We start from the raw sequence: 14497 nt of genomic DNA on the forward strand, positions 1-14497 counted from the left end.
TTAATGGTAATCTATATAGAAATACCAAATCCAACCTGTATTAAATTACTTTCTTTAGAATTAAAATAACCAATGTTAAAAGTAAGTGCCTTCAAACTACTGATCCAAAACCCGCCACCCTGCGAGGTGTGCCAAATGTTAGACGAATCGTTTGGTTGCCAAACCCTACCATAATCGAAGCCTCCATAAATACCTACGGTTACAGGTGAAACCGCTGTTATATAACGTTTTAGACGCAATTTAAGGTCGGAGCTTTGATAAAAATAAGATTCACCCGTAAATCGTTCGTCCCTAAAACCACGGAGACCGTTGTTCCCGCCTATGGAAGGGGTATGATAAAAATATACTTCCTTTGGATTTACCAAACTACTATATTCTGCCGTAGTTCCAAAAACCAAGGCACCTGAAGTGATTAACCTACGGTTGAAACCTAATTTTAATGAAGCATAACCAAATCTATTGTCACCAAAATTAAGATTTGTCTTATAACCAGCAGTAAGGCCAATATAAATGGATTTAGAAGGAAAATCGCCTGCATCCTTATTATCATAATATCCGGTCATCTCTAATCCACCATAATTTTGATTCTCAAAAACTTCCGGTCGAATATTATTTCGGTTGAAAAGGCGCTGATTGCTTTCGTTTACCTTAAAAGACTCAAACACCGCTTTCCCCTTAAGACTATAGTAAGCGATTCCTGCACTTGCCTTAAACTGCTGCAACCGAGCTCGGTAATAATCGCGACCCAGATTGTTTTCATCATTAAACGTTTCGTTTCCATAGCCGAAAAAGTTTTTTGCGTACCGGTCGCTAGCATAGTAAGCATCTACCTCAAAGTTCCATTTAGGAATTACATTGCCCCATACTCCGGAATATTGAAGTTCGGTTGCGGCAAAATTGAAATAGTAATTAGCTTTAAGTGTATGTTTCTGCAAAAACGGATTTCCATTGAGTCCGTTTATAGTGTATGTATCCGAAGCCCCCAAGAAAAGACCGTCATCTGTTCTAAATCCCAAGGAAGGAACAAGAATGTTCGTATTCGGTTTAAAATACCGCCAATGATAGTTATTCGTTTTATAGATGTCACTTAATTGTAAACGGGGTATCTGGTCATTGAATTCTATCTTTTCGTGTTCCCAATCAAAAACTTTCAATCTTTTTTTGTTTTCAATGGAGTAACTATCCTTACCATATCCACCAACGATTTTAATCTTAATTTTAGAATCTCCATTACCCAATACCTTATATTCATCGTCATCTCCAAGACCATAAAGCCAAATTTCCTTGGTATCCTTATCGTCAAATACGCGCTCATAGATGAGCTCGTTTTTCTCATCGGACAGTAATCTTTTTACGCTAACGGAAATTTTACCGTCATCCATTTTTATTACCTCAAAAACATCGTCTTTCTCCGTACCTGTGATTGCTACTATTCTATCCAAATATTCACCATATTCCCGAGCAGTTTCGGGCAGGATTCGCAAACGTGATTTTAAACTCTCCTTAATGAATTCTGCCGTTTCATCGCGTACTTCCTTTGGCAATCTCAAGAAAGCGTTTTCAATTACCTCCGGAGTTATACGTTCTTGTATGATCTTGGCCTCTTCCGCCCACGTTTCAAGGCCGTATTTTGTCAGCAATGCCCTATCCAATTTGCTTCCGGAATTATTAAGCCACTTTACATTATCGATGTCCTCGTCAAAGGTTTGCCACATTCTAGTATTGGGCACAAACAATTGAATGAATTTCATTGCCGTACCATCAAACCTTGGAAAGGTGTTGTCCCTATCCCTTGGCACCGGCATAAATTCTTTATCCCCTTCTTCATTTTCATACTCGATCCAGCGCCATTGATCCTGATGCCTATCCCAATCTCCCAAAAGCATATCAAAAACCCTTGCCCTTATAAAATTCTTTTCATCAATGGTATAGGATTCGTCACTTTTTGTTTTTTCCAACATATCGGTAGTACTCTCATAATCCGTCACCTTGCCCGATTCTCCAATCATGGTTCGCCTATACCCTTTGTAATTTTGCTGTTCTTCTGATGGACGTCTTTCTATATAATAAAGTTCATTGCCATAACTGTCGTTATATTCACCCAGTTGTTCTTGTTTTGGAACATAAAAAAGCTCGGTATCGGAATGATTTACATCTATGGACTTCGCCAATGGGTCTATGACCAATTGCATGTACGGGTGTGCCGTAGTGAAGAAATCTGAAATTACTTTCTCGGCCCAAGTATCCCTGTAATCCTCGGTATTATAAGCGATGCCCGGCAGTTTAAATTTTAGAAATTTTAGTGCACTTTTGCGCAACGAACGCATGGCATATTCCCTTCCGTTCTCGTCTTCCAAGCGTAGCGAAAAGGATTGATGTCCCCCACCCTCTTTGGTGACTTTAAGACCACCATATAAGGTGTCTAATTTGACTAACGGAGCATTTACCGGCATACCATAATAGGATCGATACCTTTCCCCCACAGAAATTTGTAAAACCCGGTTTTATCATAGGCTTTTGAATCATCAAGAATTTCAGTGGTTTTGTCGGATTCGTTAGTAACGGAAAAATCAGACCTGATTTCAGCCTCATTCACAGGTTCCAAAACCTTAAAGGATTTTGTCGTAGTAAGGTCGTCCTCCATGAAAAAAGTAACCTTGGAACTTCCATCCTTAAAATAATCCAGTTTGGCAAAACCTCTTTCGCCGTAGGCATACTCGCCTTCATATTCCATGGTACCACCTATTGCGGAAATAATATTTTTTCCCAGTTTGGTGGCATTCTTAGAACCAAATGAACCACTAATAATCTGATGTACACCTCCCCCTGATAACAATTGTAAACTTTCTTCATGTCCGGAAACTACGGTTATCCTATCATTGGCTTGAGCTAATGCACTCACAGCAATCCTTAGATACCTATACCTTCTGGAATTTAAATGTTCTGGGTCAAAACCTGCCAAATCCATTACGGAGTTCTTTAAGGTACCATAAATTGGTAATGGTGTCATATGCCCCCTAAAGGTATCCGTACCGGTATGTACACCATTACTGAAAATGGGATGATGCATGGCGATTACTATATTTTTTCCTTGACCGTCATTTATATAGCCTTCCAATTCTTCCATGAATCTTCTTCTGGTATTTATGTCAGAGCATTTTTTGTTGATGCCTTCCAAACGAGACCAATTGGATACGAACCATTTGGAATCCACCAAGATTAAATCTAATGATTCATTTATTACCTTATGTTCAATGGGACATCCGTTTTCTGGAAAAACATCCGTGTTTTCAAGATTTAGTTCCTTTAAATAATCTTCAACGCGCTCCATCTTATCCAGCTCATAACTTTTCCACTCGTTATTTCCGGGTAGGAAGATGGTATTTCCAGCAAAATTCTTAGATAATAGCAGCTGTTCCTCTATCAATAAGCTGTCTACTTCCCAAGGAACATCCAAATTTGAGATGTTGTCACCAGTAAACAAAAGCGTACTTGCCTCAGGTGCATTCTCCAGTTCTTCTTTGAACTTATTTAGCAGATTTATATTGGGCGCTTCCGAATTGTTGCCAAATCCACCTGCAATGTAGAAACTATAAACGACCTCGCCTGTATCATCCGGACTTAACTGGGGTATACCTTGATGTTCCTTGAAGGTGGCGCAAGAATGAAAAAGAATTATTGATCCTAATAAAAAGAGGATAAGATAAATGTAGGTCTTTCCATTATTATTTTCCTTAAGTGGATTAGTCATAAATAGGTTTTGGTTAGGAAATTACAGCTTCGGGTACGAATAATTACAACTAGCTAAAGGAAACACCGGATACTACGATTGCTAAGATAATAAAGATCAAAAAAGCTACTACAACGGCCGCACCTATGATAGTTTTCTTGTTCTTTTGAAATATAAATTTTGGGGTCTCCTTTTCCGGTTCCTTTACAAATTCCGTATTTTCTTCTCCTTGCTTCATTTTATTTACGTTTAATATAAACTGTTTTTTTATTTACAAATTCCAAAATGCCTTCTCTTGAAAGTTCTCTTCCATATCCTGATGCCTTAGTGCCGCCAAAAGGCAATCTGGGATCTGACTTTACCATTTCGTTGATGAAAAAAGCGCCATCGGGGATATGAGATATCATTCTTTTGGCCCAGTCCGTATCCTCAGTAAAGAGCATTGTTCCCAAACCGTAGTTAGAACTAGCGGCCAATTCTAGTGCGTGCATTTTATTCTTCGCTTTGATAATGGCCGCCACCGGACCAAAAGTTTCCTCGTCGAAAACGGGCATTCCAGGAACAACATCGACAAGAATGGTTGGCGCAAAATAGGCTTTCTTACTACTGTTTCCCATTTGAACCTTAGCTCCCTTTTTAATTGATGCTGTAATCTGATCTTTAAGCGTTTCTGCCAAATCCTTTCTTGCCAAAACTCCAATGTAGGTTTCCTCATCTAAGGGATCTCCAATCGTTAACGCTTCTACTTTTTCTTTGAATTTATCCAAGAACTCATCATATATTTCCGGACAAACTATGAAACGTTTTGCTGCAATACAGCTTTGCCCCGTGTTTTGCATCCTGGCCTTTACCATAGTATCTATATAGGCATCTAAATCGGCATCATCAAGTACAATACACGAATTGTTCCCCCCTAATTCCAGAACCGTTTTCTTAAGATTTTCACCACCCATTTTGGCTACGGCACGACCCGCTTTCTCGCTACCCGTTAATGTAATGGCTTTAATCGCACTATTTTCTATTAATTCCTCTATCTCCTCATGTCCCGCTAAAATAGTTTGGAAACATCCCTTTGGATAGCCCGCATCCTCAAAAAGTTGCTGTAAAGCCATGGCACAACCCGGCACATTTTCTGCATGTTTCAATAACCCCGTGTTCCCAGCAGTTAAGGTAGGAGCAGCAAATCTAATAACTTGCCAAAATGGATAATTCCAAGGCATGATAGCCAGTACACAACCTAAAGGGTCGTAGCTTATAAAACTCTCATCGGCATCAGTGCTAATAATTTCATCCGCCAAAAAATCATCTGCATTTTTTACATAAAAATCACATGCCCAAGCGCATTTTTCAATTTCCGCAATACTCTGGGAAATTGGTTTGCCCATTTCTTCGGTGATTAATTTAGCGTATTGTGATGAACGTTCTATAAGTAATTTTGAGACTTTAGAAAGTAATTTTGTTCGCTCTTTAATATCCTTTAAAGACCATTCGTCCTCAATGGCCTGCATATTTTTCAATTTATCATCAATTGATTTTTTATCATCCTTTTCGTAGGTATCCAACACTTGATTATTGTAAGGATTTACAGAATTTATTTTTGCCATTGTGAATTTTTCTTTTGTTACCCACAAATTTAGATATATTGGTCCCTAATAATTAATGCGTTCAACCAAAATCTTAATCCTTATGACTACTGGTGTTACCGTTAAAATTTAGTGTGTTTGAGTTAAGGTTGCTATGATATATGCATGATATTTGTACTTTAGAAAATGTGGTGAAAGACACCGTATTTATTAATTTAAAATTATAAGATTATGAGCGATAATAGCAACACACTTTTAGCAGTTATAGTAGGTTCGGCAATTGGTGCCGCCTTAGGTGTCCTTTATGCACCGGACAAGGGAGAAAATACAAGAAGAAGGATAGCTGAAAAGGCTACGGAGGCAAAAGATTCGTTGGCAGAGAATGCAATAGACCTTAAAGATAGGGTTGTAAATACGGTAGCAACTGAAAAGCAGAGTTTAGACACACGGGTAGAATCCCTAGTCTCTGATGTTAGTTATAAGGCAGAAGACGTCATTTCTACGCTAGAAAGAAAATTGAGCGAATTGAAAGCGAAAAATAAAAAGTTGCAAAAAACTTCGTAAATGAGTGTATTTGAATCACTGAACGAAACCTCAAACAAAGCAGTAGATGTAGGAGAACGGTTTTATAGAAAATCACGTGCCTTTTACAAATTAAAGATTTTTCAACAACTAGCCCTTACAACAGGAATGTTCTGTAAAATGGCGCTTGTGGGAAGTGTAGCGTTTTTAGGTTTAGTTTTTGTAATAGTGGCCTTGACCATTTATCTAGGACAAATTCTTGACAGCATTATTTTAGCATGTTTGTTAGTTGGTCTTTTAATGTTTGTTATCAGCGCTGTTCTTTATGCGTTAAGAAAACAAATCGACAATTTTGTGGTAAGAAAACTATCCAGTAAATTTTTTGATTAAGTTTTATGTATAAAAATTTCGACCAAGTAGAATATGATTTGAAAAGATTGAATTTGGAGCGACAAATTGCTCTAGAAGAGGTCAAAAGTCTCAAGGGTGACGTTAAAGAGGATTTGAGCCCCTACAGCTGGGTCTCGACGGTTTTTTCTGCCGTTAAAAAATATGGTATTCTATACTTAATCCGCAAAGTTCTGCGCTAATCCCTTAGCATTAATTTATATAGTCTCCAGTTCCAAATTCAGTTTTACATGATTTTGGAACTGACTGGGACTTATCCCAAATTTATTTTTGAAAATTTTTGAAAAATAGCTTCTACTACTAAATCCGATTGTATAAACGATTTGGGAAATATTCATGTCCGTGGTGCTTATATAATCTCGAGCCGCTTCAAGCCGAACATTTCTAATATATTCTGTTACCGTTCTTGTATACAACAATTTAAAACCTTCTTGAAGCTTTGATTGCGATAGGCCGGACTCCTTAGATAGCTTTTCAAGCGTGTAATCATAAGAAATATTCTTAGCAATTTTATTAGCAACTTCCCTTACAATTTTTAACTCCCTGCGTAACAAAGTCGTTTGTTGAAGACTGCCTTTACTGTCTTTTTCATGTTGGCCAATATGCATTGCCAATATTTCATATACCAAACCCTCGATTTGCATAATCCGAATCATTCCGTTCTTATGCCGAACCTTTCGCAACATTCCTATTTTATTGGCCAGTTTTAGGTTGTAAGAACCATAATAAGCAAAAGTCTTATCATGATCGGTATCCATAAAAACTTCGTATAGTTTTTTGTTTAGAGCCTCTACACCGTTTATTCTCTTATTAAGGAATTTTTTTCTGGTTATCTGTATCACATTAATGGCCAATTTTACTTCTTTTGGAAAATAGCCATAATTATAACCCCCTCTCTACTGGAAATTATAACCGATTGGAACTGCTCCAATACTTTGATTTCCTTTTCAGGCTGGTAACCAAAGCGATGCTTGCAAAAGCCTTCTAAACAATACGTGAAATGGATGGGGTTAAATTCTGAGGCATCCATAATCAGGATTACTTCATCATGAAATGTAATGTCGTATTCTAAAAGGCCAACACCCCAATCAAAAGTAATGAACCGAATATTCCCGGTAGCCTTGGCATTGTTAACGGTCAGGGTATATTCACCCCAACGCTCGGATATCTGTCCTCCAATGACCTCCTGTATTTGCCGTACCGTACCTTCTGTACTTTCCGCCGTAATTTCAATAGTGATCATAAAGTCAATTACATCTTTTAGAAAACATACTTAAATAAAATTCAGCGCAATTTACTCTATTATTCAAATTCTCTTTGAATTTGAGCAAATTATCTGTATTACCGCTATTCATATTTTCTTTTGAGCACAAAAAAACCTCCATTGCTAGAGGTTCTTTTTAAAATCTAAAATTATAGTTTCCTATAATTGATCTCGAGTATCTTTCGTCCAAGCATCCAACATCCAACTTACTTTTTCCAATTCAGCTATATATCCGCCCATTAAGTCAATAGTTCCTTCATCGCCTGCATCTTCAGCCTTCTTTACCACTTTTCCCATCTGCTTTAATATTTTCTCATGGTTTGTTAAGATGTGGTCCACCATTTGTTTGTCAGAGATTAATGGGTCGACCTCTTTTAAAGCCGATATTTTGAAATACTCTGAAAATCTGCTTTTTGGATGATGTCTTAAAGTAAGAATACGTTCGGCGATTTCATCTATTTTAATCCTGGCATCCGTGTATAGCTCCTCGAATTTTTCATGCAGATCAAAGAAGTTTTTACCCAATACATTCCAATGAAATCCTCTTAAATTTTGGTAATACACATGATAATCCGCTAGTAGGGTATTTAACTCCTCTACAATGGGACTTATTTTTTTTGTTTCAATATCTAAATAGCTCATATCTAAGGTTTTATTTTTATGAATTAATTAATCTTTTGTTTCCATAAATATAATACGAAAGACTCATATTGTTTGTCTTCAATCCTAGAATCATTAGCCCAAATGCTCGGTAGCCATTCCAATAGAAGAGAGGATTTCTATTTTTATTTCTCCAATAAGGGTTTCAAATCTATGTAGTGGTATTTTACTTTGCCAACATGGTTATATTCCGTAAAATCTTCTTTTAGTTTTCCCCAATCAAATTCTTGGCCCAATTGATGGTTTTTATAATGATTAGTTAATCCTTCAGAAAGCAAAAGGTATTCGTTTATGGGAATCTTATTTTTCAATAGACGGTGGGCAATTATGAGATCCTCTCCAAATAACTTTATGCGATTCCCTACCTTGGTCAACCCTACCTCTTTCCCAAAATGAAGAACTATCTTAAGTCCCAAAAATTCTGGAATGTTCCCAGCATCCTCTTCATTTCTATTTTTTTCCCTCAATAAGTTCAATTGTTTATAGAATTCTGTGTAAAAATATGCGCACTGGTCAACAAGTTTTGTTAAGGTAGGCATTTCGCCTGTTTTGTAGAATAATACGGCATCACCTTCTATTTCCGACACCTTTAAACCTATCTCATTGGAATAAATAATATTATTCAATAAAGAGGGAATGACCTTGGAGGTTAGTTCAAAATCCGTTTCGCTCATAAACTCGGTAAATCCGCTTATGTCGGGTATGCAAATAAGTGTTGGAGAAGTTTTCATCATCAATATCAAATATTATATAAGTAGTCTTTTATTTATGCTACAGTTACCTGTATTCCGGATTTTCAAAATTCCATCGAGTCCCATCATCCCATTCCTCCCTAGAATTACCATATTTTGGATAACCACCGTTCTCCTTCAACATTTTTGCCAAATGCAACATGTTGTAGGTCATAAAGGTGGTATTCCTATTGGTGAATTCATTATTCTTTCCACCGGATTCTTCATCTAGATAACTTGGGCCGGGACCCGCCTCACCTATCCAGCCACAATCCGCTTGCGGCGGTATGCTAAAGCCTAAATGTTGCAAGGCATATAAAATGCCCATAGCGCAATGCTTTATACCATCTTCATTACCTGTAATGACACAACCTCCTACTTTACCGTAATAAATATATTGTCCTTTGTCATTAGTCCTGCCGCTCATACCGTACAACCGTTCAATGAGCTTGGTAGCTATGGAGGATTTTTCCCCCAGCCAAATCGGTGTTCCTATCACCAGAATATCCGCATCCATAATTTTCTCGAATATTTCTGGCCAATCGTCTTTAAGAGCACCTGCTTCGGTCATATCTGGCAGCAGTCCGACAGGTATGGTCATATCGGACAAGCGCATATAGTCTACACGAACCTTTTCTGCCTCTAGAATCTTAATGGACACTTTCATCAGTCCTTCTGTATGACTTTTTTGGGAGGAATCCTTAAGCGTACAATTAATATATACAGCTTTTAAACCGGAAAAATCATTTTTTTGTTCCATCGCATACCTCTTAAAGTCGGTGAGAATCAAATGTAGCCATATTAGAATAAATAGTTATATATCAGCATAGCTCCGTAATGCTTAGAGCTAAAATTACACGCTATACGGCTAAGGAAGGTATTATGTTTCCAATAATTTTGTACCAAGCAGTAATTAATTTAATAATTAAAACACATTATCTGAGAAAACTAATATTACTATACAAAATATACTTACATGGATTCTATGAGCGATATTGAATCTAAAATGAAGGACTATAAGATCATTTATTCAAAATAATAAGATAAGTTTGGTTGGTTGGTTAAATGGTTTCGGCTTCTTTTGTCGAAACCATTTTTTAACTTAGACCAGTGAAAAATATTACTTTCAATTATATGCCAATTAAAGATATTGACTTAGTAGATTTTACTCAAAAGCTCATATCCGAGCCGGAAGAAGTTATATCTAATTTTAACCTAGTATATGTTTCCAGGGAGAAGTTAAGTATTGCAAGAATCAAGGATGATAAGGGGTTCTTGTACCTGTACCACGACAAACCGTTGCGCAACAAGAAGGAACTTAAGCGAATAGATGAATTGGTCATTCCCCCAGCTTGGGAAAAGGTGAAGATAGCCCCAAAGTCCAATGCACATTTACAAGCTATAGGTTTTGACCTTAAAAAAAGAAGACAATACAGGTATCATCCTATCTGGCTCAAAATTAGGAATAGGACTAAGTTTTACAAAATGAATGCCTTTGGTGAGTCGCTTTCCGCTATACGAAAGCGAACGGAAGAAGACCTTAATCTTGAGGGCTGGCCAAAGAACAAAGTCCTTGCACTTATCATAAAATTGATGGAAGAAACTCATATCAGGGTAGGCAATGAGCAGTACGCCAAGAGAAATAAAACTTATGGTCTGTCTACTTTAAGGACAAAACACTTAAAAGGCGATGACAAAAAACTTCGTTTTGAATTTACCGGAAAAAGAGGAAAAAAACATAAGATAACGCTCAAGAACAAAAAATTAGTTCGGCTGGTGAACCAATGCGAAGAAATCCCAGGGTGGGAACTGTTTCAATTCTTTGATACGGATGGTAAAAAAACTTCTGTAGATAGTGGGATGGTTAATTCTTATCTTCACGATATCAGTGGCCAACTTTTTACCGCCAAGGACTTTAGAACCTGGGCTGGCACCCTAATATTCTTTGAAGCGCTAATGGAGTTTCCTAAAACCAACGATGAAAAAGTTGTTGAAAAGAATATATTAAAGGCATTTGACGAAACCGCTCGAGAACTAGGGAATACTAGAAATGTCTGCCGCAAGTATTATGTACATCCCTATGTGATTAAAAGCTATAAGGATAAATCTATTTATCCTTTTTTTGATGAAATAGATAATGTAGAAAAAGCTCCCCACTACTCACCTACCGAATTAGTTTTGTTAAAACTTATAAAACAGTTTAAACCCTTAGAGAATATTTAGTTATGAAAGATAAATTCTCGGATGCTTGGTCCGCAATGGTAGAGAAATTAGATAGCTGGTTCAATGCCCTTGTCATTAACCTACCAAACATTTTAATCGCGATTTTTGTTTTCCTTCTCGCCTTAATGGCTTCGAAGTATGTAAGTAGAGGAGTATCCAAATTGTTGGATAAAACAAAGTTACAAGCTTCCATGAAGAGCCTTTTGTCAAGACTCACCTCTTTTGTCGTAGTACTTTTAGGTCTCTTTTTGGTCTTGGGAATCCTTAATTTAAGTAAGGCTCTTAATACTGTTCTGGCAGGTGCGGGCGTCATGGGATTGGCCGTTGGTCTTGCACTACAAGGTGCCTTGGCAAACACGTACTCTGGTATCGTCCTCTCCTATATTAAACATATTAAGTTTGGCGACTGGATAGAAAGTAACGGTTTTGAGGGAGAAGTTGTGGACTTAGATCTGCGGTCGGTTACCTTAAAACAACCAGACAACAATTTGGTATTCATCCCTAACAAACTTGTAGTGGAGAATCCCATTAAGAACTATTCCACTACTGCGCAATCTCGAGTTATATTAAAATGTGGTGTCGGTTATTCTTCAGATCTTGAATTTGTAAGAAATTTGGTAAAGAAGTCGATTATGGAAAGGTTTGATGCAGTAGAAACGAAAGAGGACATCATATTTCTGTATCAAGAATTTGGCGATAGCTCCATAAACTTTGAGGTTCGCTTCTGGATTAATTCTACCTCTGCACTGGAAGTTGCTCGAGCAAAAACAGACGCAATGATTTGTATTAAACAGGCGTTTGACGAAAATGAAATAAATATTCCGTTCCCTATTAGAACCTTAAATTTTCCAGAAGAACTAGATGTAAGTTTGAAAGAAAAAAAAGATAAGTAAGGGATTGGTTCTAGTCAACCTTTTCGACTTCGCTTTCACTTTTTAACACGTAATCACCATCATCCTGTTTGATGTATAGGGCCTTATCCCCCTCTTCACCGTTACGGGTAACCTTGGTGCCTTTAATGGTTTTGGTAATTTTTGAGGTGTAGGTTTCTTCAACCGTGCCTGTGGCCGAACCATTACCCCAATTCCATTTTACTTTGCTTCCTGTTCTTATCATCTTATCTTTTTTTCTGGATTTGTGCTTCCCACCACCTAATATTTTTGGAGAACTAACTAGTAGTGGGAAGAAAGTTTTGTTTAGTCAAAACTCACAAAATCACAGTTCTTGCGTAAACTCAAGCTTAAAATTCCGAAAAAAATGTTTTGCTTTCAACTTATGAAACATGTAATGTTGACGCTATCAATTTAGGAAATTAACCCTATCGATATGGGTCAAGACTTCCATTTTTTCAGGTAAGAGGAACTTCAACAATCCATTAGTTTTATAAAAAATTAGACATGCTATTATCATCAGAGGTCTTTGGGATTATCGCAATTGGTTTTGCCCTTAACTTTCTAAGAATCATTATCAACGATAAAAGTAAGAGTGTCTCTAAGACAAGTATGAATCAAAAGAGTTCCATTCAGGAAGAACTTGAATCGTTCATAGAAATTCCAATGGAAGGTTTATATGCCAGCTCAAAACTTGAAGGTGATAATTAGGTGGACCAGTTGAAAGAGAAAATAAAAAAGTTTAAAGAAAGGAATAGGTTTTACACCCATAATAAAATGTAAAGTGGCTAGCATTTAAAAAAAAATTAGCAACAAAATTTTAATACTTATAAAAATGAGCACATACACAGAAGAAGTTGGAGAAAAACTAAATGACCTTTTAGAGAAAACCTACGATGCGGAAAAAGGTTTTAAAAAGGCTGGCGAAAATACAGACAACCCTGGACTTAAATCCTATTTTGATGGGAAAGCTCAGCAACGTTACGATTTTGGCCACGCTCTTAAAAGTGAGATAAAATCCTTTGGACAGGAAGTTGATAAAGGAGATAGCCTTACCGGTAAAGCACATAGGGCATGGATGGATGTAAAGGCGTTATTTTCATCAGATGACGATGAAGCCATGTTGGAAGAAGCCATTCGTGGTGAAAAGGCTGCGGTTGAGGAATACGAGGATGTTCTAAAAGAAATTTCATTGCCAAGCAGCACCTCCACCTTGTTGAAAAGTCAAAAACAAGCTATTGAAAGTGGTTTATCCACCATTAAATCCTTAGAAGATTTAAGCTAGGAAATAAATTGTATGAAAAAGAAGAAAGAGGCCATAGGCCTCTTTTTTATTTATACGGTTTCGGGGACTTGCACTTGAGCTCTTTTTTTATAGGTCTTGGGACTGCAAGTATATTTCTTCTTGAAAATTTTGCAGAAATAACTTCTACTTGTAAAGCCTATGGAATATACCACTTCAGAGATGTTAAGATCAGTGGTTCTTAGAAGATGTTCAGCCTTTTCCAGTCTTATTAGTCTTATGTATTCACCTAAAGTAACGTTATGCATAAACTTAAAACCCGACTGCAACTTAGATGCGGACAAACCGGATTTTGACGATATGCTCTTTATGCTGTGTTGAACCTCGGGATAATTCTTAATAAAATCTGCAACCTCGCTTACAATTTCCAATTCTCTTTTTAAAAGGGTGGTCGCCGGTTCTTCTCCATTTTCCAAATCTATTTTAAACTGCTCCAGCTGCTTTGCCAATATCATGTGACATACCCCTTGAAAATAAATCAAGGAAGATACCGAGTTCGCAAATTTGGCATTTTCCAACATTTTTATAAGCTCCCCAATTTCTAGATTAAACTTTCCTGAATGAAAATTTCCTAATTTTCTATTGTAGGAATTCAACAACGTTATTATACCCTCGCTAGAGGTTTCCAATGGTGCTTTTCCTTCTTTAGCGTACTTATTTAAATCGATACGAATGCAGTTTAAAATTAGTCTATCGTCCTTTTTGATAATGAACTTGCTTCTATTATCCGCATCATTGAACATAACCGCTGTCTGTAACTCCATCAATTTATTTACTTCCTCACAACCGTGAAACTTATGGAAGCAATTTCCCTTTAAACAGTACATCAAGTATACGACGTTCTTGTCCGTCCAATTTGGAAATAAATTACAATCTTCCTTTAGTGTAATATCCCATTCCATTGCCATGAGGCCATGGTCTAGATAAACGCAGTTGATTTGACCTGAGCCAAATGATTTTTCAAGCTCCAAAAACTGTAAGTCATTTTTGCTTACTACCTGGCCGTCTAAGCCAGTTCTTAAATGAAGCAACTCTTCGTAAGCGTATTTTCTTCGTGTCTCCATTTTCTTTTAATTTTAGGTTCAGTGTTTTCTGTATGGTGTAAAATTAGTTTGCTTAGGGCGCATCACTTACCGAAATAGAATAAATGTTTAACAGTATTGCGGAATTTCTCACAAATAGG

At 37.0% G+C, this 14497-nt stretch carries 18 protein-coding genes; 7 read left to right on the plus strand and 11 right to left on the minus strand.

Translation table 11 applies throughout. The features are described 5' to 3' along the window. Window positions 1–11 precede the first annotated feature (11 nt). From N8A89_RS04945 to N8A89_RS04960, 4 genes are read right to left on the minus strand one after another with little or no spacing between them, the layout of a single operon-like run. Window positions 12–2453 (minus strand): ShlB/FhaC/HecB family hemolysin secretion/activation protein, encoded by a 2442-nt coding sequence (locus N8A89_RS04945; RefSeq protein WP_289645011.1) that lies wholly within the window; start codon window positions 2451–2453, stop codon window positions 12–14. Beyond that, the gene (locus N8A89_RS04950; protein ID WP_281541261.1) at window positions 2444–3751 is read right to left on the minus strand and encodes a metallophosphoesterase; all 1308 of its coding nucleotides are present in this window, start codon (window positions 3749–3751) and stop codon (window positions 2444–2446) included. Before N8A89_RS04950 ends, N8A89_RS04945 begins: the two co-directional genes overlap by 10 nt. A gap of 49 nt (window positions 3752–3800) precedes the next feature. Then, window positions 3801–3968: a hypothetical protein gene (locus N8A89_RS04955; RefSeq protein ID WP_281541262.1), complete on the minus strand. Its 168-nt coding sequence runs from the start codon at window positions 3966–3968 to the stop codon at window positions 3801–3803. Between the two features lies 1 nt (window position 3969). Then, the gene (locus N8A89_RS04960; protein ID WP_289645012.1) at window positions 3970–5361 is read right to left on the minus strand and encodes an NAD-dependent succinate-semialdehyde dehydrogenase; all 1392 of its coding nucleotides are present in this window, start codon (window positions 5359–5361) and stop codon (window positions 3970–3972) included. Between the two features lie 183 nt (window positions 5362–5544). On the opposite strand from N8A89_RS04960, the gene N8A89_RS04965 reads away from it, so the two are divergent. From N8A89_RS04965 to N8A89_RS04975, 3 genes are read left to right on the plus strand one after another with little or no spacing between them, the layout of a single operon-like run. Further along, window positions 5545–5877, plus strand: coding sequence for a YtxH domain-containing protein (locus N8A89_RS04965; RefSeq protein ID WP_281541263.1), 333 nt, complete (start codon window positions 5545–5547; stop codon window positions 5875–5877). Further along, window positions 5878–6225, plus strand: coding sequence for a hypothetical protein (locus tag N8A89_RS04970; RefSeq protein WP_281541264.1), 348 nt, complete (start codon window positions 5878–5880; stop codon window positions 6223–6225). It abuts the gene before it with no gap. 5 nt (window positions 6226–6230) lie between these two features. Further along, window positions 6231–6425: a hypothetical protein gene (locus N8A89_RS04975; protein ID WP_281541265.1), complete on the plus strand. Its 195-nt coding sequence runs from the start codon at window positions 6231–6233 to the stop codon at window positions 6423–6425. 15 nt (window positions 6426–6440) lie between these two features. On the opposite strand, the gene N8A89_RS04980 is transcribed toward N8A89_RS04975, so the two are convergent. The 5 genes from N8A89_RS04980 to N8A89_RS05000 form a co-directional block, all read right to left on the minus strand. Then, window positions 6441–7085, minus strand: coding sequence for a helix-turn-helix transcriptional regulator (locus tag N8A89_RS04980; protein WP_289645013.1), 645 nt, complete (start codon window positions 7083–7085; stop codon window positions 6441–6443). Between the two features lie 14 nt (window positions 7086–7099). Beyond that, window positions 7100–7486: a hypothetical protein gene (locus N8A89_RS04985; protein ID WP_281541267.1), complete on the minus strand. Its 387-nt coding sequence runs from the start codon at window positions 7484–7486 to the stop codon at window positions 7100–7102. Window positions 7487–7666: 180 nt separating this feature from the next. Next, window positions 7667–8149 (minus strand): Dps family protein, encoded by a 483-nt coding sequence (locus tag N8A89_RS04990; protein ID WP_281541268.1) that lies wholly within the window; start codon window positions 8147–8149, stop codon window positions 7667–7669. Between the two features lie 143 nt (window positions 8150–8292). Next, the gene (locus N8A89_RS04995) at window positions 8293–8901 is read right to left on the minus strand and encodes a DUF2652 domain-containing protein (protein WP_281541269.1); all 609 of its coding nucleotides are present in this window, start codon (window positions 8899–8901) and stop codon (window positions 8293–8295) included. Between the two features lie 43 nt (window positions 8902–8944). Further along, window positions 8945–9658, minus strand: coding sequence for a flavodoxin family protein (locus tag N8A89_RS05000; protein WP_281541270.1), 714 nt, complete (start codon window positions 9656–9658; stop codon window positions 8945–8947). A gap of 350 nt (window positions 9659–10008) precedes the next feature. Between N8A89_RS05000 and N8A89_RS05005 the strand changes: the two genes are divergently transcribed. Both N8A89_RS05005 and N8A89_RS05010 read left to right on the plus strand, forming a co-directional pair. Further along, window positions 10009–11121 (plus strand): DNA topoisomerase IB, encoded by a 1113-nt coding sequence (locus tag N8A89_RS05005; RefSeq protein WP_281541271.1) that lies wholly within the window; start codon window positions 10009–10011, stop codon window positions 11119–11121. 2 nt (window positions 11122–11123) lie between these two features. Continuing rightward, the gene (locus tag N8A89_RS05010) at window positions 11124–12014 is read left to right on the plus strand and encodes a mechanosensitive ion channel family protein (protein WP_289645014.1); all 891 of its coding nucleotides are present in this window, start codon (window positions 11124–11126) and stop codon (window positions 12012–12014) included. Between the two features lie 10 nt (window positions 12015–12024). Here N8A89_RS05010 and N8A89_RS05015 read toward each other — a convergent pair whose 3' ends face one another. Further along, the gene (locus N8A89_RS05015) at window positions 12025–12237 is read right to left on the minus strand and encodes a hypervirulence associated TUDOR domain-containing protein (RefSeq protein WP_281541273.1); all 213 of its coding nucleotides are present in this window, start codon (window positions 12235–12237) and stop codon (window positions 12025–12027) included. Between the two features lie 281 nt (window positions 12238–12518). On the opposite strand from N8A89_RS05015, the gene N8A89_RS05020 reads away from it, so the two are divergent. Together N8A89_RS05020 and N8A89_RS05025 are read left to right on the plus strand one after the other, a co-directional pair. Further along, window positions 12519–12722, plus strand: a complete 204-nt coding sequence (locus tag N8A89_RS05020; RefSeq protein ID WP_281541274.1) for a hypothetical protein — start codon at window positions 12519–12521, stop codon at window positions 12720–12722. Window positions 12723–12846: 124 nt separating this feature from the next. Next, window positions 12847–13296 carry a ferritin-like domain-containing protein gene (locus tag N8A89_RS05025; RefSeq protein WP_281541275.1) on the plus strand — a complete coding sequence of 150 codons (450 nt, stop codon included), beginning with the start codon at window positions 12847–12849 and terminating at the stop codon, window positions 13294–13296. A gap of 50 nt (window positions 13297–13346) precedes the next feature. Here N8A89_RS05025 and N8A89_RS05030 read toward each other — a convergent pair whose 3' ends face one another. Beyond that, complete coding sequence (locus N8A89_RS05030) at window positions 13347–14378, minus strand: helix-turn-helix domain-containing protein (RefSeq protein ID WP_281541276.1); 1032 nt, start codon at window positions 14376–14378, stop codon at window positions 13347–13349. Window positions 14379–14497 lie beyond the last annotated feature (119 nt).

It is taken from the genome of Maribacter aestuarii (genome assembly GCF_027474845.2).
In the GTDB taxonomy this organism is placed as follows: domain Bacteria; phylum Bacteroidota; class Bacteroidia; order Flavobacteriales; family Flavobacteriaceae; genus Maribacter; species Maribacter aestuarii.